Raw genomic sequence first — 23253 nt, 5'->3', positions numbered from 1 at the left:
GTCAGGGCTGGATGTTCTCCAGGTCCGCCAGCAGGCTCGGGTGCCGGGGCTCCCAGCCGAGCGTCTCGCGGGTCCGGGCGCTGGACGACGGCTGGTCGGTCGCGAAGATCGCGCCGAGCGGCCCGAACGTCTCCGCCGGCACCGACGCGACCGGCAGGCCCAGCCGCCGGCCGATGACCCCGGCGATGTCGCGCACCGCGTCGCCCTCGTCGGCCACGGCGTGCCACGCGGTGCCGGCCGGGGCCTGCTCCAGGGCGAGCCGGAACAGGACGGCGGCGTCGAGCGCGTGCACGGCCGGCCAGCGCTGGGTGCCGTCGCCCGGGTAGCCGGAGACCCCGCTCTGCCGGGCGATCGCGGTCAGCAGCCCGGCGAACCCGCCCTCGCCCCGGTTGTGCACGGTGCGCGGCAGCCGCACGGCGGTGCTGCGGACCCCTCGGGAGGCGAGCTCGAGGGCCGCCATGACCGTCCGGCCGCGACCGCCGACCGGCCCGTCGAGCGGCAGCGGGTCGGTCTCGGTGGAGGCGGCGCCAGGAACCCAGGGCGTGCCCGAGACGACGACGAACGGACGGTCGGTGCCGGCCAGTTCCTCGCCCATGGCCAGGATGCCGGCGGTCTCCTCGGCGACCGAGCGGGCGACCGCCTCGGCGCTGCTGAAGTCGTTGCTGAACGCCAGGTGGATGACCCCGTCGGCCTGGGCGGCTCCGGCGCGCAGGACGTCGAGGTCGGCGAGACCGCCGCGCAGTGTCTTGGCGCCGGCCTCCTCGGCGGCCCGCGCGGAGGTGTCGGAGCGGGCGAGCGCGAGCACGGTGTGACCGTTGCCGAGCAGCTCGGCGACGACGGCGGAACCGATCAGGCCGGTGCCACCGGTGATGAAGACCTGCATGGAATACTCCCGAGGGTGATGGGACTCTTGTCCCGTCACACTACCAGAGTGATGGCACAAAGGTCCCATCGCCTATGATGGGCACATGGCTCGATGGGAACCCGGGGCGCGGGAACGACTGGTCCTGGCCGCTGTCGACCTGTTCACCGAGCAGGGATACGACGCCACCACGGTCGCGCAGATCGCCGAGCGCGCCGGCGTCACCAAGAGCACGTTCTTCCGGCACTTCCCCGACAAGCGCGAGCTGCTCGTCGCCGGGCAGGAGGCACTGAGCCGGCTGCTGGCCGAGGGGATCGCCGAGGCGCCCGCGGACGCCAGCCCGCTCGAGGCGGTGGCGGCCGGCCTCGAACGCGCGTCCGGCGCGATGGGCCCGATGAACCGCGAGCTCGGCCCCCGCCTCAAGGCCGCGGTCGCGACCAGCGGCGAGCTCCAGGAACGCGACGCCCTCAAGAGCGTCAGCCTCGCGGCCGCCATGACCGCCGCGCTCGCCGCCCGCGGGGTGCCCGGCCCGACCGCGGCCCTGGCCGGCGAGATGGGGGTCCTCGCGTTCAAACGGGGCTACGCCGCGTGGTCCGAGGGCGGCCGCGACGCCGACGACACCACCCTCGCCCAGCACACCCTGCCCGCCCTGGACGACCTCCGGGCGGCGAGCGCGACGCTGGGCTGACTCAGACCGGACCGGCCACGTCGTAATCGAAGACGTAGTGGTGCTCACCGCCGGTGTTGTCGATGCTGAACGTGCCGGTGAGGCCGGTCAGCTCGTCGGTGCCGGAGTCGGGGACGACCTGGACGGTCAGGGTGCCCGAGCCCCGATCCATCAGGCCGTAGTGCTGGAGCACGAAACTGCCGCTCCGCCCGTGCAGGGTGCCGGTGATCCGGTCGATGGCGACATACCCCGCGGAGCCGTCGATCGGGGTGCCCACCGAGAGCATCTCCGCACGTCCCGTACCCCGCAGACCGCCCTCGATGGTCTTCGACACGATCATCCGGCCGAGCGTTTCGTCGCTGCTCGGCAGTGGTTCGAACGTGGTGGTGAAGGTTCCGGTCGCCCGCTCGGTCATCAGAGCATGTAACCACGTCGTACCGAATGTCGAGGTCAGGACAGCAGGGTGCGCAGGACCAGAATGGCCTGGTCGATGTCGTCGTCGTCCAGGTCGAGGTGGGTGGCCAGGCGGGCCGTGCGGGGCAGCAGCGCGGACATCCGCAGACCGTGCTCGCGGGCGGCCGCGACCAGCGCGGGCGCGTCGAGCCGGGCCTTGGTGAGGTCGAGCGCGACCAGGTTGGTGCGCACCGTCGACGCCTCGACGACGCCGAACGGTTCCAGGGCCTCGGCCAGCCGGCGGGCCCGGGCGTGGTCCTGCTTGAGCCGTTTGACGTGGTGGTCGAGGGCGTACCGGCCGGCCGCGGCGAGGACGCCGGACTGCCGCATGCCACCGCCCATCCGCTTGCGGAGGACCCGGGCCCGGGCGATCCGCTCCCGCGACCCGATGACCAGCGAGCCGACCGGTGCGCCGAGCCCTTTGGACAGGCAGACCGACAGCGTGTCGAACAGCTGACCGTACGTGAACAGCGGCACCCCGTCGGCGACGTGCGCGTGCCAGATCCGGGCCCCGTCGCAGTGCAGGGCCACCCCGCCCAGGATGGCGAGCTCCTGGAGCCGGTGCAGGGTGGCCAGCGGCACGATGCCCCCGCCGCCGAGGTTGTGGGTCTGCTCCACCGCGATCGCCGCGGTCGGCACCGCGCCGAAGCCGGGCGGGCGGATCATCGCCGCGATCGCGTCGGTGTCCAGGGCGGCACCCCAGGACGGCCAGGTACGCGTGGAGATGCCCCCGAGCGCGGCGGCGGCCCCCATCTCGTACGTGACCACGTGCGCGTCCGACCCGGCGAGCAGCTCGTGTCCCGGGGCGACGAGCAGCTGCAGCCCGATCTGGTTGGCCATCGTGCCGGTGGGGCAGAACAGTGCCGCCTCGTGCCCGAACAGCTCCGCGACGTGTGCCTCGAGCGCGTTGACGGAGGGGTCGTCGGCGTACACGTCGTCGCCCACCTCGGCGCCCGCCATCGCCTCCCGCATCCCGGGGGTGGGCTTGGTGACGGTGTCCGAGCGCAGGTCAGCCACGCAGCATCTCCGCGACGAGGAAGGCCAGTTCGAGGCTCTGCTGGGTGTTGAGGCGCGGGTCGCAGGCGGTCTCGTAACGGTCCGGCAGGTCGAGGTCCTCAATGCCCTGGGCGCCACCGAGGCATTCGGTGACGTCCTCACCGGTCAGCTCGACGTGGATGCCACCGGGGTGGGTGCCCAGCCCGCGGTGCACCTCGAAGTAGCCGAGCACCTCGTCGACGATCCGGTCGAAGTGGCGGGTCTTGTAGCCATTGGACGACTCGTGGGTGTTGCCGTGCATCGGGTCGCACTGCCACACCACCTTGGCGCCACTGGCGTGCACCTTCTCCACGATCGCCGGCAACGCGTCACGGACCTTGCCGTTGCCCATCCGGCTGATCAGGGTGAGCCGCCCCGGGATGTTCTCCGGGTTGAGCTTCTCGCACAGCTCCAGCGCCGTCTCCGGCGACGTGCCGGGACCGAGCTTCACCCCGATCGGGTTCGCGATGCGGCTGATGTAGTCGATGTGCGCGTGGTCGAGCTGCCGGGTGCGCTCACCGATCCACAGGAAGTGCCCGGAGAGCCCGTAGGCCTTGCCGTCCGACACCCGGGTGAGCGCCCGGTCGTACTCGAGGGCGAGCGCCTCGTGCGAGCAGTACAGGCTGACCGTACGCAACGCCTCGTCGTCGGTCATGCCGCAGGCGCGGATGAAGTCGAGCGTCCGGTCGATCTCGCGGGCGATGGCCTCGTAGCGCTCGCCGGCCGGCGAGGCCCGCACGAAGTCCTTGTTCCAGGTGTGCAGCCCGGCCAGGTCGGCGAGGCCGCCGGCGAGGTAGGCCCGGAGCATGTTCATCGCCGCGGCGCTGTTGGCGTAGGCCCGGATCATCCGCTGCGGGTCGGCGACCCGCGCGGCCTCGTTGGCCTCCAGCGAGTTGATCAGATCGCCACGGTACGCGGGCAGCCCGAGCGAGTCCTTCGCCGACGACCGGGGCTTGGTGTACTGACCGGCGACCCGGGCCACCTTGACCACCGGCATCGACGCGCCGTACGTGAGCACGACCGCCATCTGCAGCAGCGTGCGCGCGTTGGCGAGCAGGTGGCTCTCGGTGTTGTCGGCGAACGTCTCGGCGCAGTCGCCGCCCTGGAGCATGAACGCGCGCCCCTCGCAGACCTCGGCGAGGCGGTGCCGGAGCTGGTCGACCTCGTAGGGCGCGACGATCGACGGCACGGTGTCGAGGACCTTGCAGACCTCGGCGACCTCGTTCATGTCGGCCCACGGCGGCATCTGCAACCGCGGCAGTTCGCGCCAGCGGTCGAGGCCGAGCGCGGCGTCCTCCGCGGAGTCGGTGGACGGCCGGGAGGTCTGCAGTGCCGTCGCACCGAGACCGGGATGACTGAGCTGATGCCACTCACGCTGCATGCTCGGAAGCTTATCCAGCGTCACGAAAGGGGCGCCGGGCAGATGCCCGGCGCCCCGATCTATGAGACGAATCAGTTGAGACCGTTCTTGATCGCCGTGATCAACTCTCCGTTGCTGGTGTCACCGGAGAACTCCCAGAAGAACGCGCCGCCGAGACCCTGGTTCTTGGCGTACGTCATCTTGGTGCCGATGGTCGCCGGGGTGTCGTAGCTCCACCAGTTGTTGCCGCAGAACGCGTACGCCGTACCACCGACCGTGCCGTTGGCCGGGCACGAGTTCTTGAGGACCTTGTAGTCCTCGATACCCGGCTCGTACGTCCCGGTCGCCGCACCGCTCGCGGTACCGCCCGGCGCCGACTGGCTGACGCCGGTCCAGCCACGTCCGTAGAAGCCGATGCCGAGCAGCATCTTGCTCGCCGGGACGCCCTTGGTCTTCAGCTTCTGGATCGCCGCGTCGGACCAGAAGCCCTGCTGCGGGATCCCGGTGTACGACGTGAGCGGCGAGTGCGGGGCGGTCGGCCCCTGCGGGGCGAACGCACCGAAGTAGTCGTAGGTCATCGGGAAGACCAGGTTCAGCTTCGAGATGCCCGCCGCGTAGTCGGCCGCGTCCAGCTTGCCGCCGTTCGAGCCGTCCGCCGAGATCGCCGAGGTGACCAGGAAGGACGAACCGAACTTGTTGCGCAACGCGGTGATCACGTTGTTGTACGACTGCGGGCCGGACGCGTCGCAGCTCAGGCCACAGGCGTTCGGGTACTCCCAGTCGACGTCGATGCCGTCGAACACATCGGCCCAGCGGGAGTCCTTGACCAGGTTGTAGCAGGAGTTCGCGAACGCGGTCGGGTTCGCGGCGGCCTGGGTGAAGCCGCCGGACCAGGTCCAGCCGCCGAACGACCAGATCACCTTGATGTTCGGGTACTGCTTCTTGAGCTTGCGCAGCTGGTTGAACGAGCCGCGCAGGGCGCCGGTGTCCCAGGTGTCGGCGACACCGTCGACGCTGTCGGCCGCGGTGTACGCCTTGTCGTAGTCGGCGTACGCGTCACCGATCGAGCACTGCCCGCCGGTGGTGTTGCCGAACGCGTACAGGATGTGCGTCAGCTTCGACGCGGAACCGCTCGTCACGAGGTTCTTGACGTGGTAGTTCCGGCCGTAGACGCCCCACTCCGCGAAGTAACCGACGACGTTCTTGCCGGCCGTGCCCGGCGGCGTGGTCGGCGGGGTCGTGGGAGGGGTGGTCGGCGGGGTGGTGGGGGGTGTGGTCGGCGGCGTCGTGGGGGGCGGCGTCGTCGGCGGCGTGGTTCCGCCGTCACAGGTGCCCTGGTCGGCCCAGACGTCCCACTGGCCGCTGTGCGTGGCCGGGCTCTCGTTCTGGGTCCACCACTTGGCGGAGTAGTTGTGGCCGGACTGCGAGGCGGTCAGGCCGTTGGTGTAGACCGCCGTTGAGCTCCAGGGGGATGCGCAGGCGACGGCGGCGGACGCCTGGACCATGGGTACCGCTGCGGTGGTGACCGCCACGATCGCCCCGGCCCACATAGCGCGACGGAGGGTTCTCTTCACTGCGTCTCCTCAACAACAGTTAGGAAACTTTCCAAACTAAAGATGAGGAGACGGTAGTCACATCAACGAACATCAGTCAAGAAGCTCATCGAGGAATACCCGAGGTCGTAACTTTCCGAGAGACGGCGCCACGGCGTGCACTCAACTAGGCACAGCGCGTAGTCTGCCGACATGACCATCTACGACGTCGACATCGACGCACTCACCGGCGGACCCGCCGGCCTGGCGAAACATCGTGACAATGTCGTCCTGGTGGTCAATGTGGCCTCCCGCTGCGGCCTCACGCCCCAGTACGCGGGCCTGGAAAAGCTTTACGCGACGTACGCCGCCCGCGGGCTGACCGTCCTCGGTGTCCCCTGCAACCAGTTCGGCGATCAGGAGCCCGGCACGGCCGCCGAGATCGACGAGTTCTGTCAGGTCAACTACGGCGTCTCCTTCCCGCTCACGGAGAAGGTCGACGTCAACGGTCCGGCCCGGCACCCGCTCTACCGGGAACTGATCGGTGACGGCGAGGACATCCGATGGAACTTCGAGAAGTTCGTCGTCGCACCCGGCGGCGAGGTGGCCGCGCGGTTCGGCTCCCGGACCGAACCCCAGGACGAGCAGATCCTGGCGGTCGTCGAGAAGCTGCTCCCCCGCTGAGCCGCGGATGAGCATCCATGTGATCGGCGTCGACGCGTACGCGCTCGGCTGGGTGGGCGTCGAACTCCGCGACGGGCAGTTCGGCCGCGCGATGCTGGCCTCCACCCTGTACGAGATCGTGGCGGGCAGCTCCGGCGCCGCGGTGATCGGCGTCGACATCCCGCTCGGCATGCTCCCGGACCGCTGGCGCGCGGCCGACACCCTCGCCGCCGACCAGCTCGGCCCGCGCCGCAGCAGCGTCTTCCGGGTGCCACCGCGCGCGGTCTGGATGGAGGCCGACTTCGCCGCCGCCAACCGGGTCTGCCGCGAGCTCACCGGCGCCGGGCTCAGCCGGCAGTCCTGGGCGCTGCGCCCCAAGCTGCTCGAGGCCAACGCCATCTGGGAACGCCACCCGGGGCTGCTGTTCGAGGCCCACCCCGAGGTGTCCTTCCGCGAGATGGCCGGCGAGCCGCTCGCGTACGCGAAGAAGACCTGGACCGGTCAGGCCCGCCGCCGGGAACTGCTCGCGAAGCACGGCATCGCGCTGCCCGACAACCTCGGCCCGGCCGGCCAGGCCCCGCCCGACGACATCCTGGACGCGGCGGCGGTCGCGTGGAGCGCCCACCGGATGGCCACCGGCACCGCCCTGAGCCACCCCAGCCCTCCGGAGGAGAACGACGGCGCCAGCATCGCCATCTGGTACTAGCTAGCTGCTCTGGGCGGCGATCTCCCGGGCCCGGTCGCGCGCCGCTTCCAGCGCGGACAGCAGCGCCGCGCGTACCCCATGGTTCTCGAGCTCGCGGATCGCCGAGATGGTCGTGCCCGCCGGGCTGGTCACCGCCTCGCGGAGCTTGACCGGGTGCTCACCGGAATCGCGCAGCATGACCGCCGAGCCGATCGCGGTCTGCACGATCAGCTCGTGGGCGACCTGGCGCGGCAGGCCGAGCAGGATCCCGGCGTCGATCATCGCCTCGACGAGCAGGTAGAAATAGGCCGGCCCGGAGCCGGACAGCGCCGTGACCGCGTCCTGCTGCGACTCCGGCACCCGGATGGTCGAGCCGAGCGGCTTGAACATCTCCTCGGCGACCGCCAGGTGCTCGGCGGTCGCGTGCGGGCCGGCCGAGATCGCGGTCATCGCCTCGTCGACCAGGGCCGGGGTGTTCGTCATGACCCGCACGACCGGGGTGCCCTCGGGCAGCCGGGCCGCGAAGAAACCGGTCGGCAGGCCCGCGCAGAGCGAGACGATCAGCTTGCCGGCCGGGACCTTCGCGCGGATCTCGTCGAGCAGCGTGCCGGCGTCCTGCGGCTTGACCGCGATCGCCAGGATGTCCGCCTCGACGACCGCGGTGAGGTTGTCGACGCTGCGCACGCCGTAGCGCTGCGCGAGCTCGGCGGCGCGTTCCGGGCGGCGGGCCGTCACCAGGATCTGCTCTGCCGGGCGGCCGGCCCGGATCAGGCCGGAGACGACCAGCTCGCCGATCTTGCCGGTGCCGATGACGGCGACGACGGACATGCACACTCCCGTTTTCCGGGGCAGGCCCTGCCGCTACCCAAGCCTGGACTATCAGTCGGCGGAGCAGGGCCTGCTCTGACAGCTAGCTGCCGAAGAAGACTTCGGCCTCTTCATAACGCTCCAACGGTACGGTCTTGAGCTCGGCCGTGCCGTCGGCGAGCGGCACCCGGACGATGTCGGTGCCGCGCAGCGCCATCATCTTGCCGAAGTCGCCGTCGTTGACCGCGTCGATGGCCTGCAGACCGAACCGGGTCGCCAGCACCCGGTCGAACGCGGTCGGGGTGCCACCGCGCTGGATGTGCCCGAGCACGACCGTGCGGGCCTCCTTGCCGGTCTTGTTCTCGAGGGTCTCGGCGAGCCACATGCCGATGCCACCGAGCCGCACGTGGCCGAACGCGTCGAGTTCCTTGTTCTGGGTGACCATCTGGCCCTCGAGCGGCTCCGCGCCCTCCGCGACGACCACGATGGGGGCGTACTCGACCTGGAAGCGCTTGGTCACGTATGTCGCGACCTGCTCCACATCGAACTTGCGCTCGGGCAGCAGGATGACGTTGGCGCCACCGGCGAGGCCGGCGTGCAGCGCGATCCAGCCGGCGTGCCGGCCCATGACCTCGACCACCAGCGTGCGGTGGTGCGACTCGGCGGTGGTGTGCAGCCGGTCGATGGCCTCCATCGCGATGTTGACCGCGGTGTCGAAGCCGAACGTGTAGTCGGTGGCGTTGAGGTCGTTGTCGATCGTCTTGGGCACGCCGACGACCTTGACGCCAAGCTCGGCGAGCTGCGTCGCGACGCCCAGGGTGTCCTCGCCGCCGATCGCGATCAGTGCGTCCACGCCCTGTTCGGCGAGGTTCGCGGTGATCTTCTCGACGCCGCCCTCGATCTTGAAGGGGTTGGTCCGCGAGGAGCCGAGGATGGTGCCACCGCGCGGCAGAATGCCCCGGACCTCGGCGATCCCGAGCGGCTTCGTCAGACCCTCGAGCGGGCCCTTCCAGCCGTCGCGGAAGCCGACGAACTCGTGGCCGTAGGTGGCGACGCCCTTGCGCACCACCGCCCGGATCACCGCGTTGAGCCCGGGGCAGTCTCCGCCGCCGGTGAGCACGCCGATACGCATGATTTGCTCGTCCTCCCTGGAATAACGGGTCGCGAGAAGCCCGGAGGCGGGCCGCATGCGCACTGTAGTCGGCTCTCCGCAACCAAACCAGCGCGCCCCGCTACAACTGGACGGTTTCGTTCTCGCCCGCGTCCGGTGTCTTTCCGGTTACCGCTGCCTTCGCGTAGCCGAACAGCGTGACCACCTTGGAGCTGTGCGCGGCCTCCCAGTACTCGGCCGACTCGGTGTTCACCTTGACCAGGGTGAGGTTCGGGGTGTCGAGGCCTTCCGGGAACCACGCCTTGAGCATGGGGTTCCACAGCTGCTCGGCCTTGGCCCGGTCGTCGGTCTGCACCGCGGCACCGGACACGGACGTCCACGCGTGTTGCTTGGGGTCGCTGAACGACACGTTCACCTGCGGGTTGACCCGGATCTCGGCCACCAGGTCGGCGTCGCTGTAGGTGAAGAACCACAGGTCGCCGTCGAACTCGACCTCCTGCAGCGCCATCGGCCGGCTGACGTGCTTGCCGGTCGCGGTCATGGTGGTCAGCATCCCGATCCGGGCGTCCTTGACCAGTTCCTTCAGCTTCTCGCGCTTGGCCTGCTCGTCCATGGAGGTGCTCCTTCGTCTCGGTGGTCCTCCTGGACTTCCCGGGTGAGGACCACCGAAACGACAAGATTCAGCGTTCTGCCATGCCGGCTCTGCGGCGCAGCGCCGACACGTCGGTGACCACGATCCGCCGGCCTTCGGTACGCAGCCAGCCGCGCGTGGCGAACGATCCGATGGCCTGGTTCACGCTCTGCCGGGAGCCGCCGGCCATCTCCGCGAGCTGACTCTGGTTCAGCTCGATGGTGATCATCGGGGCGGCACTGTCACCCGCAAGGCGTACGAGGGTCTTGGCGACCCGGCCCGGCAGATCGAGGAAGACGTGATCGGCGTTCTGCTCGGTCAGGCGCCGGATGAGGCCGCCGACCGAGCGCATCACCGCGTCGAGGATGCGGGGGTTGGAGTGGACCAGATCCATGAACGCCACCCGGGACAGCGCGAGCGCCTGACTGTCCTCGATGGCCTCCGCGCTGGCCGACCGGGTCGAGGCGTCCAGCAACGACACCTCACCGAGCACATCGGGCGGACGGACGACGGTGAGAACCGCTCTTTCCCCGGTGGAGGCGGTGCGGAACACCGCGACGGCACCCCGGCGGAGGACGATCAACGAGTCCCCGGGGTCGTGCTCAACCCACAGAATCTGGCCTTTGCGATAGGTGCGTGGGACAGCGGCTGCTATCACCCTCTGACGCACGTCGGGCTCGAGCCCGGCGAACATCTCCACACCAGTAAGCGCGTCACCCGGCTCTGGCAGCCGATGATCCACGGTCAGTCCTTCCCCCGGTCGGGACCACCGTCGACAATGCTGTCCGGCGTCGGCCCCTCGACGCGAACGATCACTCTTAGCATGAAGAGCGTCATCAACGCCATTTGATACCTCCAGCGCCTACCGTTCGATCATTTCGCGGATGTTGCTTTCTGTACACCCCCCAATTGCCACGCGTAACTATCGCCCACGGTGTCCGTCATCGTCACCGTGCGTACAGAGATAATCGCCGCCGTGCCGGATGACGAGCTCCTTCGATCGATGCTGCGCGACCAGTGGCACCTCGTGCCCGCCGAGATCTCGGTGCTCCCCGGGGGCCTGCTCTCCCACGGCTGGGACGTGACCGCGGGCGGTGAGCGCTTCGTGGCCCGCCTCGCCGAGCACGCCGCCCGGCAACCGGTCGAGGCCGGGCTCGCGGCGACCGAGCACCTGCGCACCACCGGCATCGAGGCCGGCGAACCGGTCCGGACGCTGGCCGGGGCGCTGACCGTGGAGACCCCGTACGGCGCGATGGCCGTGCTGCGCCGGGCCCCCGGCCGCACCCTCGACGGCCGCGACCCGGTCGACCAGCAGTTCTGGGGCGACCGGCTGGGCGCGGTGCACCGGGCCCTGCAGCGCTTCCACCACCCCGGCCTCGGCCGCTGGAACCAGCTCGACCCGGACGCCCCGCACCTGACCACCGAGCCGTGGCTGCACCGCGCGGTCACCACCGCGATCACCGCGATGACCCGGCTCACCGTCACCGACCGGCTCACCTACGGTGTCCTGCACGGCGACCCGGCCCCGGAGATCTTCCTCGTCGATCCGGCCACCGGCCGGGCCGGGCTGCTCGACTGCGGCGCCAGCGGCACCGGCCCGCTGCTCTACGACGTGGCCGCCGCCGTCGTGTACGCGGGCGGCGAGGCCACCGCCGCCGAACTGCTCGACGGCTACCTCGCGGCCGGCCCGGTCACCGAGGACGAGATGCACGCCGCCCTGCCGGTGATGCTCCGCTTCCGCTGGGCCGTCCAGGCCGACTGGGCGGCCCGCCGGGGCGACGCCGAGGCGCTGCGGCACGCGCGGGAGGCCCTGAGCGAACACGCCGGGGAGCAGTAGGCAAGGATGGACCGCGATGGTCTACCGCTATTTCTACGACTGCGAGTTCATCGAGGACGGCCTGACGGTCGACCTCGTGTCCATCGGCATGGTCGACGAGCACGGGCGTGAGTTCTACGCCATTTCCAGCCAGTTCGACGAGTCGAAGGCGATCCCCTGGGTCCGCCGCAACGTGCTCGACAAACTGCCGTCCCCCGGCGACCCGGCCTGGCGCTCCCGCGAGCGCATCCGGGACGACCTCTACGACTTCCTCACCGAGCCGGTGAAGGGCCGCGACGAGCAGATCGAGCTCTGGGCGTGGTACGCGTCGTACGACCACGTGGCGCTCGCGCAGCTCTGGGGTGCGATGCCGGCCCTGCCGCGGATCATCCCCCGGTTCACCAAGGATCTGCGCCAGCTCTGGGACGACAAGGGCAAACCGCCGTTGCCGACCGCCCAGGGCCGCCACGACGCCCTCGTCGACGCCAAGCACAACCTGGCCCGGTGGAACGTCATGGCCGGGCTCCCCACGAAATAGGGATGCTTCGGCGGCCATGGGCTTCTACGTTGACGGGATGTCCGCCGATGCCGCACAGGCCGCCGAGATCCTGACCCAGCTCGCGGTGCCCGTCCGCCTGGCCGCGTTCACCGCGCTGGCCGGCCGGGGCACCGAGGGCGCGTCCCTGGCCGAGATCGCCTACGCCGTGGACCGCCCGCTCCCCGAGGTCGGTGACGCCTGCGCCCGCCTGGTCGCGGCCGGCATCGTGACCGGCACCGGCAACGGGTTCTACCGTGCCCAGCCGTCCCGGCTGCGCGACGCGGCGGCCGCGGTCGACCGGCTCCAGCCGATCAGCGCCCTGCTCGACGACTACCCCCAGCTGCGCGGCAACTTCGCCCACGGCCGGCTGACCACGTTCCCGCCGACGCTCAGCGACCGGTATTCCCTGCTCGGCGAGCTCCTCGCCCGGTACCTCGCGCTCGACGGCCTCTGCGCCGAGGACGAGATCAACCGCCGCCTCGCGACACTGACCGCCGACGTCGCGGGAGCCCGCCGCCTGATGGTCGAGTCGGGCTGGCTCGAACGCGACCGCGCCGGCACCACCTACGGCCCGGGCCGCCCGCTGCCCACGGTCTTGAGCGTCGAGGCGTAGACGTCGACGTACTCGCGGCCGGTCAGGGTCATCAGTTCGTACATGATCTCGTCGGTGACCGCCCGTTCGACGAATCGGTCACCGGCCGGGCGGCCGGAGAAGTCCATCGGGCGCCCGACCCGCATGCGCATCCGCTTGACGGTGGGGACCAGGGTGCCGGTGGGCTGGATCTCGTCGGTGTTGAGCAGGGCGATCGGCACGACCACCGCGCCGCTCTCCAGGGCGAGGCGGGCCACGCCGGTCTTCCCGCGGTACAGGCGGCCGTCCGGGGAGCGGGTGCCCTCGGGGTAGATGCCCGCGATGTTGCCCGAGCGCAGGACCCGCAGCTGGGTGTCGAGCGCGGCCCGGGCCGCCTGCCCACCCGAACGGTCGACCGGGATCGTCCCCGCGCCGACGAAGAAGAGCCGCATGAGCAGGCCCTTGAGACCTTTGCCGGTGAAGTACTCCGCTTTGGCGACGAATGTCACCCTGCGTTTCACCACCAGGGGTGTGAAGATCGAGTCGGAGAAGGACAGGTGGTTGCAGGCCAGGATCACCGGGCCGGACCTGGGGATGTTCTCGAGGCCCGACACATCGGGACGGAAGAGACATTTCATGGCAGGTCCGAGGAACACGTACTTGAGCAGCCAGTAGAACACCGGTGTCCTATCCGAGCGCCAGAGGTCCGGGGGGCAGGAAAAGCCTACGAAGCGGGAGCGGCACGCCACAACGCACTCCCGCAACCGGCATCTGTCGTGTCACCATTCAAGGCACGCGCGCGCGGAGCGCGGGGGCGAGGAGATTACAGGGTGTCTGCGGGTGGCGCTCGTCGTGGGCGGCGGGACAACGGGATCGACGCGGCCGACTACGCGGCTGCGGGCGACGTGGATCCACGCGTGGGCGAACACCTGCTCGACGTGCTGGCGGCCGGGGGCATCGCCGCCTACCTGCAGCCGTCCGCCGACCTCAACCCGATCCTGCGGGCCACCACGTTCCCGGCGCGGCCGACCGACCGGCTCTTCGTCGACCGCGAGCACCTCGGCACCGCCCGTGAGCACCTGCAGAAGCTGACCGGGGGCGTCGGCCCGACCCCGCAGACCGCGCCGGACCGGCCCGAGCCCGCCAACGGCAGCCAGCCCGACGTCGACGCCGAGTGGGCCAAGATCGTGGCCGGTTTCCACACCGCCGACCCGGCCGCCCCGCCGTGGCCCGAGGCCGAGGGCATCGACGCCGGCCGAGCGCCGGAGCCGGCCCCGCCCGCCCCGGAGGGGCCGGTGGTGCACAACCGCCGCCGCACCGACCGGGTGGACGAGCCCTCGATGCTGGACGGGCTGGACACGTTCGGCGCCGACCTGCCCGACGACGATGACGACGACGAGCGCTACATCCCGCCGCCGCCTCCCCCGCTGCCGCACATCTCGAAGTACGCGGTCGCCGGGGTGCTCGGCGTGGTGCTGGGCTTCGTGCTGTTCCTGTTCCCGTGGCTGGTGCCGATCGACCCCAGCTACGTCACGCTGATCGCGTTCGCGGCGATCGTGGCCGGCGCGGTCACGCTGGTCTGGCGGCTACGCACCGGGGACGACGACGATGACCTGGACGACGGCGCCGTCGTGTGACCAACACATAAAAGTTCGTCGTTGTATCACTGGGTAACCATCCGATAACCTCTCGTGATGCGCCAGAGCTCGCTCGTGGTCGTCGCCAACCGCCTCCCCCTGGATGACAGCGTCGCCCCGGACGGTGCCTGCGAATGGCGCCGCAGCCCCGGCGGCCTCGCCAGCGCTCTGCACGCGATCCTCGACGACACCCCGGCCACCTGGGTCGGCTGGGCCGGTGGCGCCGGGCCCGCCCCGGCACTGCCCGACATCGGCCGGCTACGGATCCGGCCGATGGGACTGTCCGAGAAGGACCTCACCGGGTACTACGAGGGCTTCGCCAACGCGACCCTGTGGCCGCTGTACCACGACGCGGTGCTCCCGCCCGTCTTCGACCGGGGCTGGTGGGAGACCTACCGCGCGGTCAACCGGCGCTTCGCGGAAGCCGCCGCCGAGGCGGTCGAACCCGGTGGCACGGTCTGGGTCCAGGACTACCACCTGCAACTGGTCCCCCAGCTGATCCGCGAACTCCGGCCCGACGTCCTCATCGGCTTCTTCCTGCACGTGCCGTTCCCCCCGCCGGAACTGTTCATGCAGCTGCCGCGCCGGCTCGACCTGTTGCGCGGCATGCTGGGCGCGGACCTCGTCGGCTTCCAGCGCCCGCAGGCCGCGCACAACGTCGCCCAGCTCGCGGTGAAACTGCTCGGCGCGGAGGTCACCGGCGACGACCAGATCACCCTCGACGGCCGCACGATCCGCACCGGGGCGTTCCCGATGTCGATCGACGTGGCCGAGATGCAGTCGCTCGCGGCGCGGCGCGACGTCCGGGAACGGGCCGCCCAGCTGCGCCAGGACCTGGGCCGGCCGCGGCGGGTGCTGCTCAGCATGGACCGGCTCGACCCCATCAAGGGCATCGAGCACCGGCTCACCGCGTACAGCGAACTGCTGCGCGACGGCCGGGTCAAGGTCCGCGACACCGTGATGGTGCAGGTCGCGGTGCCCAGCCGGGAACGGGTGGAGAGCTACCGGCGGCTGCGCGACCGGATCGAGGGCGAGGTCGGCCGGATCAACGGCGAGTACGGCCGGGTCGGCGAGCCCGCCATCCACTACCTCATCCAGCCGTTCGACCGGGCCGAACTAGCCGCGCTGTACCAGACCGCCGACGTCATGGTGGTCACGCCGCTGCGCGACGGCATGAACCTGGTCGCCAAGGAGTACGTCGCGGCCCGGGCGGACGCCTCCGGGGCGCTGGTGCTCAGCGAGTTCGCCGGGTCAGCCGACGAGCTGTCGGACGCGTTCCTGGTCAACCCGCACGACGTCGACGGTCTCAAGGAGACGCTGCTGCGCGCCATGGAAGCCGACCCGGCCGACCTGGAACGCCGGATGAGCGCCATGCGCGCCCACCTGAGCACCCACGACATCATCGCCTGGGCCCGTGCCTACCTCACGACCCTGGACCGGACCGGCCGGGTGGCGGCGGGACTACGCCGCTGAGACTCAGGCCGCCAGCTCCTTGATGAGCCAATCGAGGATCGCATCGATCGGCTCCTGCCAGTTGGTGTCCAGCATCAGGTCGTGGCCCATGCCCGGGAAGAGCAACGGAGCGCTCCCGAAGCGGGCCGCGGTCCGGTCCAGCGACGTGCGGGGCACGATCCGGTCGTCGGGGCTGCCCACGACCAGGACCGGCGGGGACCCGACCGGGGCACCCGGCTCCGGCGCCTCGAACACCGAGCGGTAGACGCCGGACGGCTCGCGGCGCATCCGGGCCAGGTAACCGTCCGCCTCCGGGAGGTCGCCGGCGAACAACTGCCGGCGGTTGAGCTTGAGGGCACCACCGAACGCGGCGGGGATGGTACCCAGCGGATTGGTCGTCAGGGCCGAACCCAGGGTGGCCCAACCGCCCATCACCGGCGCCGAGAGCACCGCGGCCCGGGCCGGATAGCGGGCGAGGGCGTGCGCCACGATCAGCGCACCCACGCCGTGGCCGATGAGGACGGCCTGTTTCGGCAGGCCGGCCGCGACCTGGACGACATCGTGCACGTACGCGCGAAGCGACCCGTCCGCACGGGCGCTCACGGCGTACGAGGAAAAGCCTCTCTGGGCCGCATGGCCGAGCCAATGCTCCCGGAAGGCCCACGCGCCGTGCCCGAGACCGGGCACGAACAGCAGCGGGGGCTGACCGTCGTCCGGGTGCGGCAGCGCGCTGAGCACCTCGCGCCTCGTCGCCGGGACCGGTGACGTCCAGTCCTCGAACCGCAGCACGCGCGAGCTCATGACGCCGTCTCCATCCGTTCGAGCAGGTCCTCGACCGCCCGCAGATAATCGATGTGGCCCACCTCGAACCAGTGCCGTGACGACGGCACCACCCGCAACCGGGTCCAGCTGCGCAGCGGGCGCTCCGACTCGCGCTGCTGCACCGCCGCCGCGCGGACCGGATCGGTGAGGCGCAGCCGCAGCCAGCGGGCGATCGCGACGCTCTGCCAGTGGGCCATCGGGAACAGCCCGGCGTCGGCCTGCAGCAGACCGACCACGGCGAGCGTCGGGTGCCGCCGGGCGAACGCGTGCAGGTGCAGGTCGGGACGGCCGTCGTCGTCCACGTCGAGCAGCTCCGGCGCCAGGAACTCGAACCGCGGCAGGTAGCCGGTGGCGGTGATGACCAGGTCCGGCTCGACGCGCCGGCCGTCGGTGAACTCCACCGTGGAGCCCTCCATCCGGGCCACGTCCGGGACCGGGCTGATCCGTCCGTGCCCCAGGTAGTGCACGAGCTGACTGTTGACCACCGGATGACTCTCGTACGGCCGGTGGTCCGGGGTGGGCAGCCCGAACCGGCTGACATCGCCGACGGTCATCCGCAGCGTCCGGTGATAGAGCCACTGCCGCAGCCGCAGCGGGAGACGCAGCTGCAGCATCTTGTGGTCGACCTGGTCGGCGGGACGGCCGAAGACGTACTTCGGGGCGTACCAGTAGCCGCGCCGGGTCGAGTGCCAGACCGTCGTGGCCTGCTGCGCCGCCTCCACCGCGATGTCGCAACCGGTGTTGCCGCCACCGATCACCAGCACCTTGCGGCCCCGCAACTGAGCCGGGTCCTTGTACGCCGACGCGTGCATGACCTTGCCCTGGAATTCCGAGGTGTCCACGGAAAGCGGCTTCGGCGCCCAGTTGTGCCCGTTGGCGGCGATCACCGCCGCATACCGCTGGACCCGCTCGGAGCCGCCCCCGGTGCTGCGGGTGGTCACGTCCCACCGGCCGTCACCGGTCGGGGTCACCGCGACCACCTCGGTGCCGAACCAGATGTCGTCCCGCAGCCCGAAATGCTCCGCGTAACGCTCGAGGTAACCGAGCAGCTTGCTGTGGTGCGGATAGTCGGGCCAGTCGTCGGGCATCGGGAAGTCGGGGAATTCCGTGAGCGGCCGCGACGAGATGAGATGCATGGTCGAGTAGACCGGGCTGCGGTCGTGGCGCCAGTTCCAGGCACCGCCGACCGACGTCTCACGCTCGTAGCAGTCGACGGAGAATCCCTGCTCACGCAGGTTCTTGATGGTGGCGAGGCCGCTGCCGCCCGCGCCGATCACGCAAACCGCGTCGTGCCGGCCGGCGATGTCCGGGGTGTCTTGCACCCGGGAATCCTCGCAGAAGCGAGCGTTACTCGGAAGGCAGCGTCAGCTCCGCGAGCACCGGAAGATGATCACTGGCCCGCCGGGCGGCGTCGGACTCCACCACCTCGTAGTGCTTCACCCCGATGCCGGGCGAGACGAACAGCCCGTCGAGCCGCAGCCGGGGCAGCGTCGCCGGGAACGTCAGCGTGGACCCGCCACCCGGCCCGGCGGTGTCGGTGAGCCCGTCGGCGACGGTGCGCCACGCACCCCCGCCGGGCCCCTCGTTCAGGTCACCGCCGGCCACCAGCGGGCCCTCGACCCCGGCCAGCGACTCCTTCCAGAGCGCCGCCTGGGTCGGCCGCTCGGCCGGATCGGTGGCCAGGTGCGACCCGGAGACGGTGAACCGGGCACCCCGCACCGAGCAGCGCGCGAACGCCGCCCCGCGCAGGTGCCGGCCGGGCGTCAGCGGATACCGCAGACACCACGTCTCGTGCACGCGTACCCGCAGGCTGACCAGCAGCAGGTTGCCGAGGGCGGGCATACCGCCCTCGGCGACCACCATGCCGAAGCTGTCGGCGAGCGCCGCGCACCTGGTCCGCCACCGGAACCGGCGCGGCGCCTCCTGCACGATGACGACGTCCGGGGCGATCTCGCGGACCAGGCCGCTGAGCGCGGCCCGGTCGTCACGCAGACCGTGCACGTTGTAGCTGAGCACCCGCAGGGAAACCCCGGACACGTCGTCTCCTCAGATCCGGCGGGCCAGGTCGGCCGCGCCCAGCACGCCCGCCGTGTTGCCCGTCTCCGCGGCCTTGATCACCGCGACCGGGAACCGCTCACGCTGCGCGAGCTGCTCCTCGTACGTGGCGACGGTCGGCCCCATCAGCAGGTCACCGGCGTCGATGACCCCGCCCCCGACAACCAGCACCTGCGGGTCGAAAGCCTGCGCGAGGTCGGCCATCGCGACCCCGAGCCAGTAACCGATCTGCGCGAACGCGTCCCGGGCCACCTCGTCACCGGCCTGGGCGGCCTCGGTGATCTGCCGCCCGGTGATCGCCAGCGGGTCACCGCCGGCCAGGTCCAGCAGCTGCCGCGCCCGCTCCGGCTCCTGCCGCGCACCGGCCCGGGCGAACCGGATCAGCGCCTTGCCGGACGCGTACTGCTCGAGACAGCCGAGCCGGCCGCAGCCGCAGGGATGCCCGTTGTTGACGGACTGGATGTGCCCGAGCTCACCGGCGATCCCGTGGGCACCGCGCCACAGCCCGCCGTTGAGCACGATCCCGCCGCCGATCCCGGTCCCCACGGTGATCATCACCATGGAGTCGTCGGCGTCGCGGGCCGCCCCGAAGCGGAACTCCGCCCAGGCGGCCACGTTCGCGTCGTTCTCCAGCACGGTCGGCAGCCCGACGGCCTTCGCCACGTAGTCGCGGACCGGCTCGTCGCGCCAGGCCAGGTTCGGCGCGAACAGCACCGTGGACCCGCTCGCGTCGATCCAGGCCGCCGCGCCGATCCCGACCGCGTTCGCGGCCGGGTACTGCGCCGCCAGCTCCGTGGCGACCGCGACGATGGTGTCCCGGGTGCCGGCCGGATCGTCCGCCGGCGTCTCCCGCCGCGTCTGCGCGATCACGGTCCCCGCGTCGTCCACCACCCCGCCGGCCACCTTCGTGCCGCCGACGTCGATCCCGATGGTCAGCGCCACGCTGTCCGTCCCCTCTGTTGTGTCACTCCGCGTCACCGGCGACGTCCCCGTCCGGCCGGTCCCCGCGGTCCCCGGCCCCGGCCGGTGTCCCATGTGCCGCCACATCATGATCTACGCCGACGCTTCCCGCCACGGCGGTTTCGCGTGGTGAGTCCCTCTTCGCGTAGTTCGCGACGGCTGCGGCCCATGGGTCCGTGGGGCGCGTCACGGCTTTTTCCGCATCATTTCCGGTACGCACACCGCGGTCCCCGACCGCAGCGCCGCCCCCGGTCCCCTCCGCTCCCGCGACCGGGGCGCCGTCACCGGCCCCGGCGGGGCGACCCGGAGCTCCGTGCCGGGCCGGCCGCCGGTCCGCGGCCACCGCCCGCTCCCACACCGACCGCCCGCCGTCCTCAGCCACCGCGCGAGGTGTACCTCCCGCACCGCGAGGGGCTTCCGCCGGAGAGCGGCGGGCCGCTTCCTCGGCGCGGTGGGGTTCCTCGGCGCGGTGGGATTCCTCGGCGCGGTGGGATTCCTCGGCCGCGCGCCGGGCTCCTTCTTTCGCGCGGTGGGATTCCTCGGCCACGCGCCGGGCTTCTTCTTCCGCGCGCCGGGCTTCCTCGGCCACGCGCCGGGCTTCTTCTTTCGCGCGCCGGGCTTCCTCCGCCACGCGCCGGGCTTCCTCGGCCGCGCGGCGGGCGGACCGGCCGTCCTCGCGGGTGGCCGCGGTCCACGGGTCGGCGGTCTCGTCGATCGTCGGCTCGTCGGCGTCGGCGGCGGGAGGCCGGGGCGCGGTTGTACGGGTCGCGGCCGACCAGGACTGGTCGGGGGTCGGCTCGGGGCGCGGGGCGGACTGGTGCTTGACGCCCCCGCTGCCCGCCATCGCGGAGAAGCCGCGCATGAGGCCCGCCATCCCGGTCGCGAGGTCGCCCGCACCCGAGGCCAGCCGGGCCGCGGTCGCCGGGCTCGGGTCCTTCATCGCCGCCATCGCCCGGCAGACCGGGCAGACGCAGCATTCCGCGGACCCGGTCGACCAGGATCCGCCCTGATGCGCCTTCTTGCCGCCGGACCCGAGGATCCCGGTGAGCATGTCACCCAGGCCGCCTCCGGACGTGGCGCCGGCCTGGGATGCCATCGCCAGCACCGTGGCGACGAGTCGTTCCGCTTCCTCGCGTGCCGATCCTGTGCTTGCTGCCATCGTGTTGCCCCCTGACCGCGAAGTGTGCCGCCGTGGCCTGGCCGGCCCCGGGTCGTGCGGGCCGAGGTTGTCCAGGTGCGGGTCGTCCAGGCCCAGGCTGTCAGGCCTTGGCGAGGCTCTCGACGCGGCGCTTGAGCTCCTTCAGGGCCGTGTCCATGATCATTTTCTCGGCCTTGCGCTTGAACATGCCCAGCATGCCGACCGTGAGCTCCACCTCAAGGGTGTACGTCACCGTCGTGTTTCCGCCAGCATCCGCGGCCAGGTCATATGAGCCGTTGAGCACTTTCTGCATCTTCGACGGCGCGACGAGGTGCCATTCGACGCGGGACAGGTCCTCCGCGTACGCGTAGTCGAGCTGATAATCGTCGGCGAGCGGGCCCGCGTCGAGGACGAAGCGCACGCGGGCGGCGTAGCCGTCCTCGTACTCCTCGACGACCTCGGCCAGTTTCACCGCGTCCGCCCATTCCGGGTAGCGGTCGAAGTCGCAGATCACCGCGGCCACCTCGGCAGGAGGCGCCTGGACCTGGATCGACTGCGTCGAGGAGTCCGCCATGGCAGGCAGGCTACCGCGTGCCCGGACCGATCCCGACGACGCACCACCGCGTCACCACGGTCCGGCCGGCCGCCCGCGCGGGAAGACGGCCGCCCACGCGGGAGAGACGGCCGCCCGCGCGGGGAGCGGGGAGAAGGGGTCATCCGTCAGTGGGCCGGATCCGTGCCGTGCGGCTACCATCCGTCACGTGCCCGCCTCAGCCAGCGTCCCCGTGCGTGTCCACCCCCTCGTGGTGGCCGCCCGTCTCGTCATGCTCGCTCTCGTGGCGGCGCTCACCCTGATCGCCACCCATGAGCCGGGTCAGCTGGGCTGGATCGCGTTACTGCTGATCGCCGGGCTGCCCGCGCTCTTCGCCCCGGACCACCGGATCATCGCGCCGCTCGGCCGGGTCGCCGAGGTCGCCGTCACCGGGCTCGCCGCCGGGTCGGTGGCCGCCGCCGCGAACCTCACCAACACCGTCGAGGCCGGCTTCGGCGCCGAGGCCGTCCTGCCGTACCTCGCGGTGCCGTTGCTGGCCGCGGCCCTACGCCGCCGGCCCACCGAGTGTGCCGCCCTGCTCGGCGTCGCGGCGGTGGCGATGGTCGTCGGCGGGGTGATCACCGGGGCCGACCCGACCATCCTCACCCAGCCCGGTTATCTCGCCGCCGGCGGTCAGTGGCTGGTGCTCGGCGCGATCGTCACGTTCGCGGCCGACACGATGCGCCAGCTGATGACCCCGGTCGAGAACAAGCCCCAGCCGTACGCGGAGGCCACCCGGCTGCTCACCCAGCTGCGCAGTGTGGCCCGTTCGCTGCCCGGCGCGACCCTGGACCCGGGCGGCATCTCCGAGCACCTCCTGGACGAGCTGCGCACGGTGGTGCCGGCCGACCGGACCGCGGTGCTGTCGGCGAGCGGCGGTGGCCGGCTGGTCGTGCTGGCCCAGTCCGGGGTCGAGCGGGTGGACTGGGAGGTCACGCTCGACGCCGATTCGGCGATCGCGGACGCGTGGGCCACCCAGCAGCCGCACACCGCCAACCGGTCGCAGGCCCGCTCGGTGTCCGCCGGCGCCTCGTCGTCACTGGTGGTGCCGCTGGTCGCCGGCGTCCGTACCATCGGGCTGGTCATCCTCGAGGTGGACACCGCCAGCGCGTACCCGTCGTCGGTGATCGCGAGCGTGACCGAACTGACCGGCCCGGCCGCGCTGCGGCTGGAGGCCGCCCTGCTCTTCGACGAGGTGCGCTCGCTCGCGACCAATGAGGAACGTCAGCGCCTGGCCCGCGAGATCCACGACGGGGTGGCGCAGGAGCTGGTGATGGTCGGCTACGGCATCGACAACGCGCAGGCGACGCTGCCGGAGGGGGCCGAGGAGACCGCGGAGGAGCTGCGCACGCTGCGCGGCGAGGTCACCCGGGTGATCACCGAGCTGCGGCTGAGCCTGTTCGAGCTGCGTTCCGAGGTGGACCGCAACGGCGGGCTGGCGGCGGCGATCGCCGAGTACGCCCGCACCCTGGGCACGTCGGCCGGCCTGCGGGTGCACTTCACGTTCGACGAGTCCACCGCCCGGCTGCCGGCGGCGACCGAGGCGGAACTGCTGCGCATCGCCCAGGAGGCGATCACCAACGCCCGTAAGCACGCCGGGGCGTCGAATCTCTGGGTCACGTGCACCGTCGACCCGCCGTACGCGCAGATCGAGGTCTCCGACGACGGCAAGGGATTCGCCGACGACCGCCCGGACGGGCGGTACGGCCTTGCGATCATGGCCGAGAGAGCGGAACGTATCCGGGGCCGCTTGGAGATCCGTCCACGACACCCCAGCGGGACAACCGTTGCGGTAGTGCTTGGAACATCCGCTCGGCGCGATAGCGTGCGGGATAGCGTTTCCGCACCAGAGGGGGAGTAACCCGA

Annotated in this window: 25 protein-coding genes; 9 read left to right on the top strand and 16 right to left on the bottom strand. The window is 71.3% G+C overall.

From position 1 onward, the window contains the following. Window position 1: 1 nt before the first annotated feature. Complete coding sequence (locus ACIA6A_RS14285) at window positions 2–883, bottom strand: SDR family oxidoreductase (RefSeq protein ID WP_396098025.1); 882 nt, start codon at window positions 881–883, stop codon at window positions 2–4. Window positions 884–968: 85 nt separating this feature from the next. Here ACIA6A_RS14285 and ACIA6A_RS14280 point away from each other — a divergent pair, with 85 nt between their 5' ends. Next, window positions 969–1550, top strand: coding sequence for a TetR/AcrR family transcriptional regulator (locus tag ACIA6A_RS14280; protein ID WP_396098024.1), 582 nt, complete (start codon window positions 969–971; stop codon window positions 1548–1550). A 1-nt stretch (window position 1551) separates the two neighbouring features. Here the strand turns inward: ACIA6A_RS14280 and ACIA6A_RS14275 are convergent, their stop codons facing one another. From ACIA6A_RS14275 to ACIA6A_RS14260, 4 genes are all read right to left on the bottom strand, one after another. Beyond that, the gene (locus ACIA6A_RS14275; RefSeq protein WP_396098022.1) at window positions 1552–1944 is read right to left on the bottom strand and encodes a DUF3224 domain-containing protein; all 393 of its coding nucleotides are present in this window, start codon (window positions 1942–1944) and stop codon (window positions 1552–1554) included. 35 nt (window positions 1945–1979) lie between these two features. Then, window positions 1980–2999 (bottom strand): threonine aldolase family protein, encoded by a 1020-nt coding sequence (locus tag ACIA6A_RS14270; protein ID WP_396098021.1) that lies wholly within the window; start codon window positions 2997–2999, stop codon window positions 1980–1982. Further along, a complete protein-coding gene (locus ACIA6A_RS14265) occupies window positions 2992–4398 on the bottom strand; it encodes a class II 3-deoxy-7-phosphoheptulonate synthase (RefSeq protein ID WP_396098020.1) in 1407 nt (468 codons plus the stop codon). Before ACIA6A_RS14265 ends, ACIA6A_RS14270 begins: the two co-directional genes overlap by 8 nt. A gap of 71 nt (window positions 4399–4469) precedes the next feature. Beyond that, entirely contained in the window at window positions 4470–5951 is a 1482-nt protein-coding gene (locus ACIA6A_RS14260; RefSeq protein ID WP_396098018.1) for a glycosyl hydrolase family 18 protein, read from the bottom strand. A 171-nt stretch (window positions 5952–6122) separates the two neighbouring features. On the opposite strand from ACIA6A_RS14260, the gene ACIA6A_RS14255 reads away from it, so the two are divergent. Further along, a complete protein-coding gene (locus ACIA6A_RS14255) occupies window positions 6123–6593 on the top strand; it encodes a glutathione peroxidase (protein ID WP_396098017.1) in 471 nt (156 codons plus the stop codon). A 7-nt stretch (window positions 6594–6600) separates the two neighbouring features. Then, on the top strand, window positions 6601–7278 hold the full coding sequence (locus tag ACIA6A_RS14250; RefSeq protein ID WP_396098016.1) for a DUF429 domain-containing protein: 678 nt from the start codon (window positions 6601–6603) through the stop codon (window positions 7276–7278). Here ACIA6A_RS14250 and proC read toward each other — a convergent pair whose 3' ends face one another. The 4 genes from proC to ACIA6A_RS14230 form a co-directional block, all read right to left on the bottom strand. Continuing rightward, window positions 7279–8085 (bottom strand): pyrroline-5-carboxylate reductase, encoded by an 807-nt coding sequence (gene proC, locus ACIA6A_RS14245; RefSeq protein WP_396098015.1) that lies wholly within the window; start codon window positions 8083–8085, stop codon window positions 7279–7281. An 82-nt stretch (window positions 8086–8167) separates the two neighbouring features. After that, a complete protein-coding gene (locus ACIA6A_RS14240) occupies window positions 8168–9196 on the bottom strand; it encodes a 6-phosphofructokinase (protein WP_396098014.1) in 1029 nt (342 codons plus the stop codon). 100 nt (window positions 9197–9296) lie between these two features. Beyond that, the gene (locus tag ACIA6A_RS14235; RefSeq protein WP_396098013.1) at window positions 9297–9788 is read right to left on the bottom strand and encodes a pyridoxamine 5'-phosphate oxidase family protein; all 492 of its coding nucleotides are present in this window, start codon (window positions 9786–9788) and stop codon (window positions 9297–9299) included. A 67-nt stretch (window positions 9789–9855) separates the two neighbouring features. Next, window positions 9856–10548 (bottom strand): Crp/Fnr family transcriptional regulator, encoded by a 693-nt coding sequence (locus ACIA6A_RS14230; protein WP_396098012.1) that lies wholly within the window; start codon window positions 10546–10548, stop codon window positions 9856–9858. 234 nt (window positions 10549–10782) lie between these two features. Between ACIA6A_RS14230 and ACIA6A_RS14225 the strand changes: the two genes are divergently transcribed. Genes ACIA6A_RS14225 through ACIA6A_RS14215 form a run of 3 tightly spaced genes read left to right on the top strand, consistent with a single transcriptional unit; the run spans window position 10783 to window position 12773 of the window. Further along, the gene (locus tag ACIA6A_RS14225; protein ID WP_396098011.1) at window positions 10783–11643 is read left to right on the top strand and encodes a phosphotransferase enzyme family protein; all 861 of its coding nucleotides are present in this window, start codon (window positions 10783–10785) and stop codon (window positions 11641–11643) included. 16 nt (window positions 11644–11659) lie between these two features. Beyond that, a complete protein-coding gene (locus ACIA6A_RS14220) occupies window positions 11660–12160 on the top strand; it encodes a polyadenylate-specific 3'-exoribonuclease AS (protein ID WP_396098010.1) in 501 nt (166 codons plus the stop codon). A gap of 37 nt (window positions 12161–12197) precedes the next feature. Beyond that, a complete protein-coding gene (locus ACIA6A_RS14215; RefSeq protein WP_396098009.1) occupies window positions 12198–12773 on the top strand; it encodes a DUF2087 domain-containing protein in 576 nt (191 codons plus the stop codon). Here ACIA6A_RS14215 and ACIA6A_RS14210 read toward each other — a convergent pair. Then, on the bottom strand, window positions 12725–13411 hold the full coding sequence (locus ACIA6A_RS14210) for a lysophospholipid acyltransferase family protein (RefSeq protein ID WP_396098008.1): 687 nt from the start codon (window positions 13409–13411) through the stop codon (window positions 12725–12727). The two genes, ACIA6A_RS14215 and ACIA6A_RS14210, sit on opposite strands and share 49 nt — an antisense overlap. 150 nt (window positions 13412–13561) lie before the next feature. Between ACIA6A_RS14210 and ACIA6A_RS14205 the strand changes: the two genes are divergently transcribed. Together ACIA6A_RS14205 and ACIA6A_RS14200 are read left to right on the top strand one after the other, a co-directional pair. Next, on the top strand, window positions 13562–14368 hold the full coding sequence (locus ACIA6A_RS14205) for a DUF308 domain-containing protein (protein ID WP_396098007.1): 807 nt from the start codon (window positions 13562–13564) through the stop codon (window positions 14366–14368). Window positions 14369–14425: 57 nt separating this feature from the next. Then, the gene (locus tag ACIA6A_RS14200; protein WP_396098006.1) at window positions 14426–15841 is read left to right on the top strand and encodes a trehalose-6-phosphate synthase; all 1416 of its coding nucleotides are present in this window, start codon (window positions 14426–14428) and stop codon (window positions 15839–15841) included. A gap of 3 nt (window positions 15842–15844) precedes the next feature. Here the strand turns inward: ACIA6A_RS14200 and ACIA6A_RS14195 are convergent, their stop codons facing one another. The 6 genes from ACIA6A_RS14195 to ACIA6A_RS14170 all read right to left on the bottom strand — a co-directional run bounded on the left by ACIA6A_RS14195 (window position 15845) and on the right by ACIA6A_RS14170 (window position 21369). Beyond that, entirely contained in the window at window positions 15845–16621 is a 777-nt protein-coding gene (locus ACIA6A_RS14195; RefSeq protein ID WP_396098004.1) for an alpha/beta hydrolase, read from the bottom strand. After that, complete coding sequence (locus ACIA6A_RS14190; RefSeq protein WP_396098003.1) at window positions 16618–17964, bottom strand: flavin-containing monooxygenase; 1347 nt, start codon at window positions 17962–17964, stop codon at window positions 16618–16620. The genes ACIA6A_RS14195 and ACIA6A_RS14190 overlap by 4 nt, the downstream gene beginning before the upstream one ends. A gap of 25 nt (window positions 17965–17989) precedes the next feature. Continuing rightward, complete coding sequence (locus tag ACIA6A_RS14185) at window positions 17990–18679, bottom strand: endonuclease/exonuclease/phosphatase family protein (RefSeq protein WP_396098001.1); 690 nt, start codon at window positions 18677–18679, stop codon at window positions 17990–17992. Window positions 18680–18688: 9 nt separating this feature from the next. Continuing rightward, a complete protein-coding gene (locus tag ACIA6A_RS14180; RefSeq protein ID WP_396098000.1) occupies window positions 18689–19639 on the bottom strand; it encodes an ROK family glucokinase in 951 nt (316 codons plus the stop codon). A 22-nt stretch (window positions 19640–19661) separates the two neighbouring features. Continuing rightward, window positions 19662–20816: a hypothetical protein gene (locus ACIA6A_RS14175; protein WP_396097999.1), complete on the bottom strand. Its 1155-nt coding sequence runs from the start codon at window positions 20814–20816 to the stop codon at window positions 19662–19664. Window positions 20817–20916: 100 nt separating this feature from the next. Further along, window positions 20917–21369 (bottom strand): SRPBCC family protein, encoded by a 453-nt coding sequence (locus ACIA6A_RS14170; protein WP_396097998.1) that lies wholly within the window; start codon window positions 21367–21369, stop codon window positions 20917–20919. A 187-nt stretch (window positions 21370–21556) separates the two neighbouring features. Between ACIA6A_RS14170 and ACIA6A_RS14165 the strand changes: the two genes are divergently transcribed. Further along, the gene (locus tag ACIA6A_RS14165) at window positions 21557–23248 is read left to right on the top strand and encodes a GAF domain-containing sensor histidine kinase (RefSeq protein ID WP_396097996.1); all 1692 of its coding nucleotides are present in this window, start codon (window positions 21557–21559) and stop codon (window positions 23246–23248) included. The last annotated feature ends 5 nt before the right edge of the window (window positions 23249–23253 follow it).

This window comes from Actinoplanes sp. NPDC051494 (assembly GCF_044454705.1).
GTDB lineage: Bacteria > Actinomycetota > Actinomycetes > Mycobacteriales > Micromonosporaceae > Actinoplanes.
The sequence above is the reverse complement of the archived record's forward strand: the minus strand, read 5'-3'. Positions and strand labels throughout refer to the sequence as shown.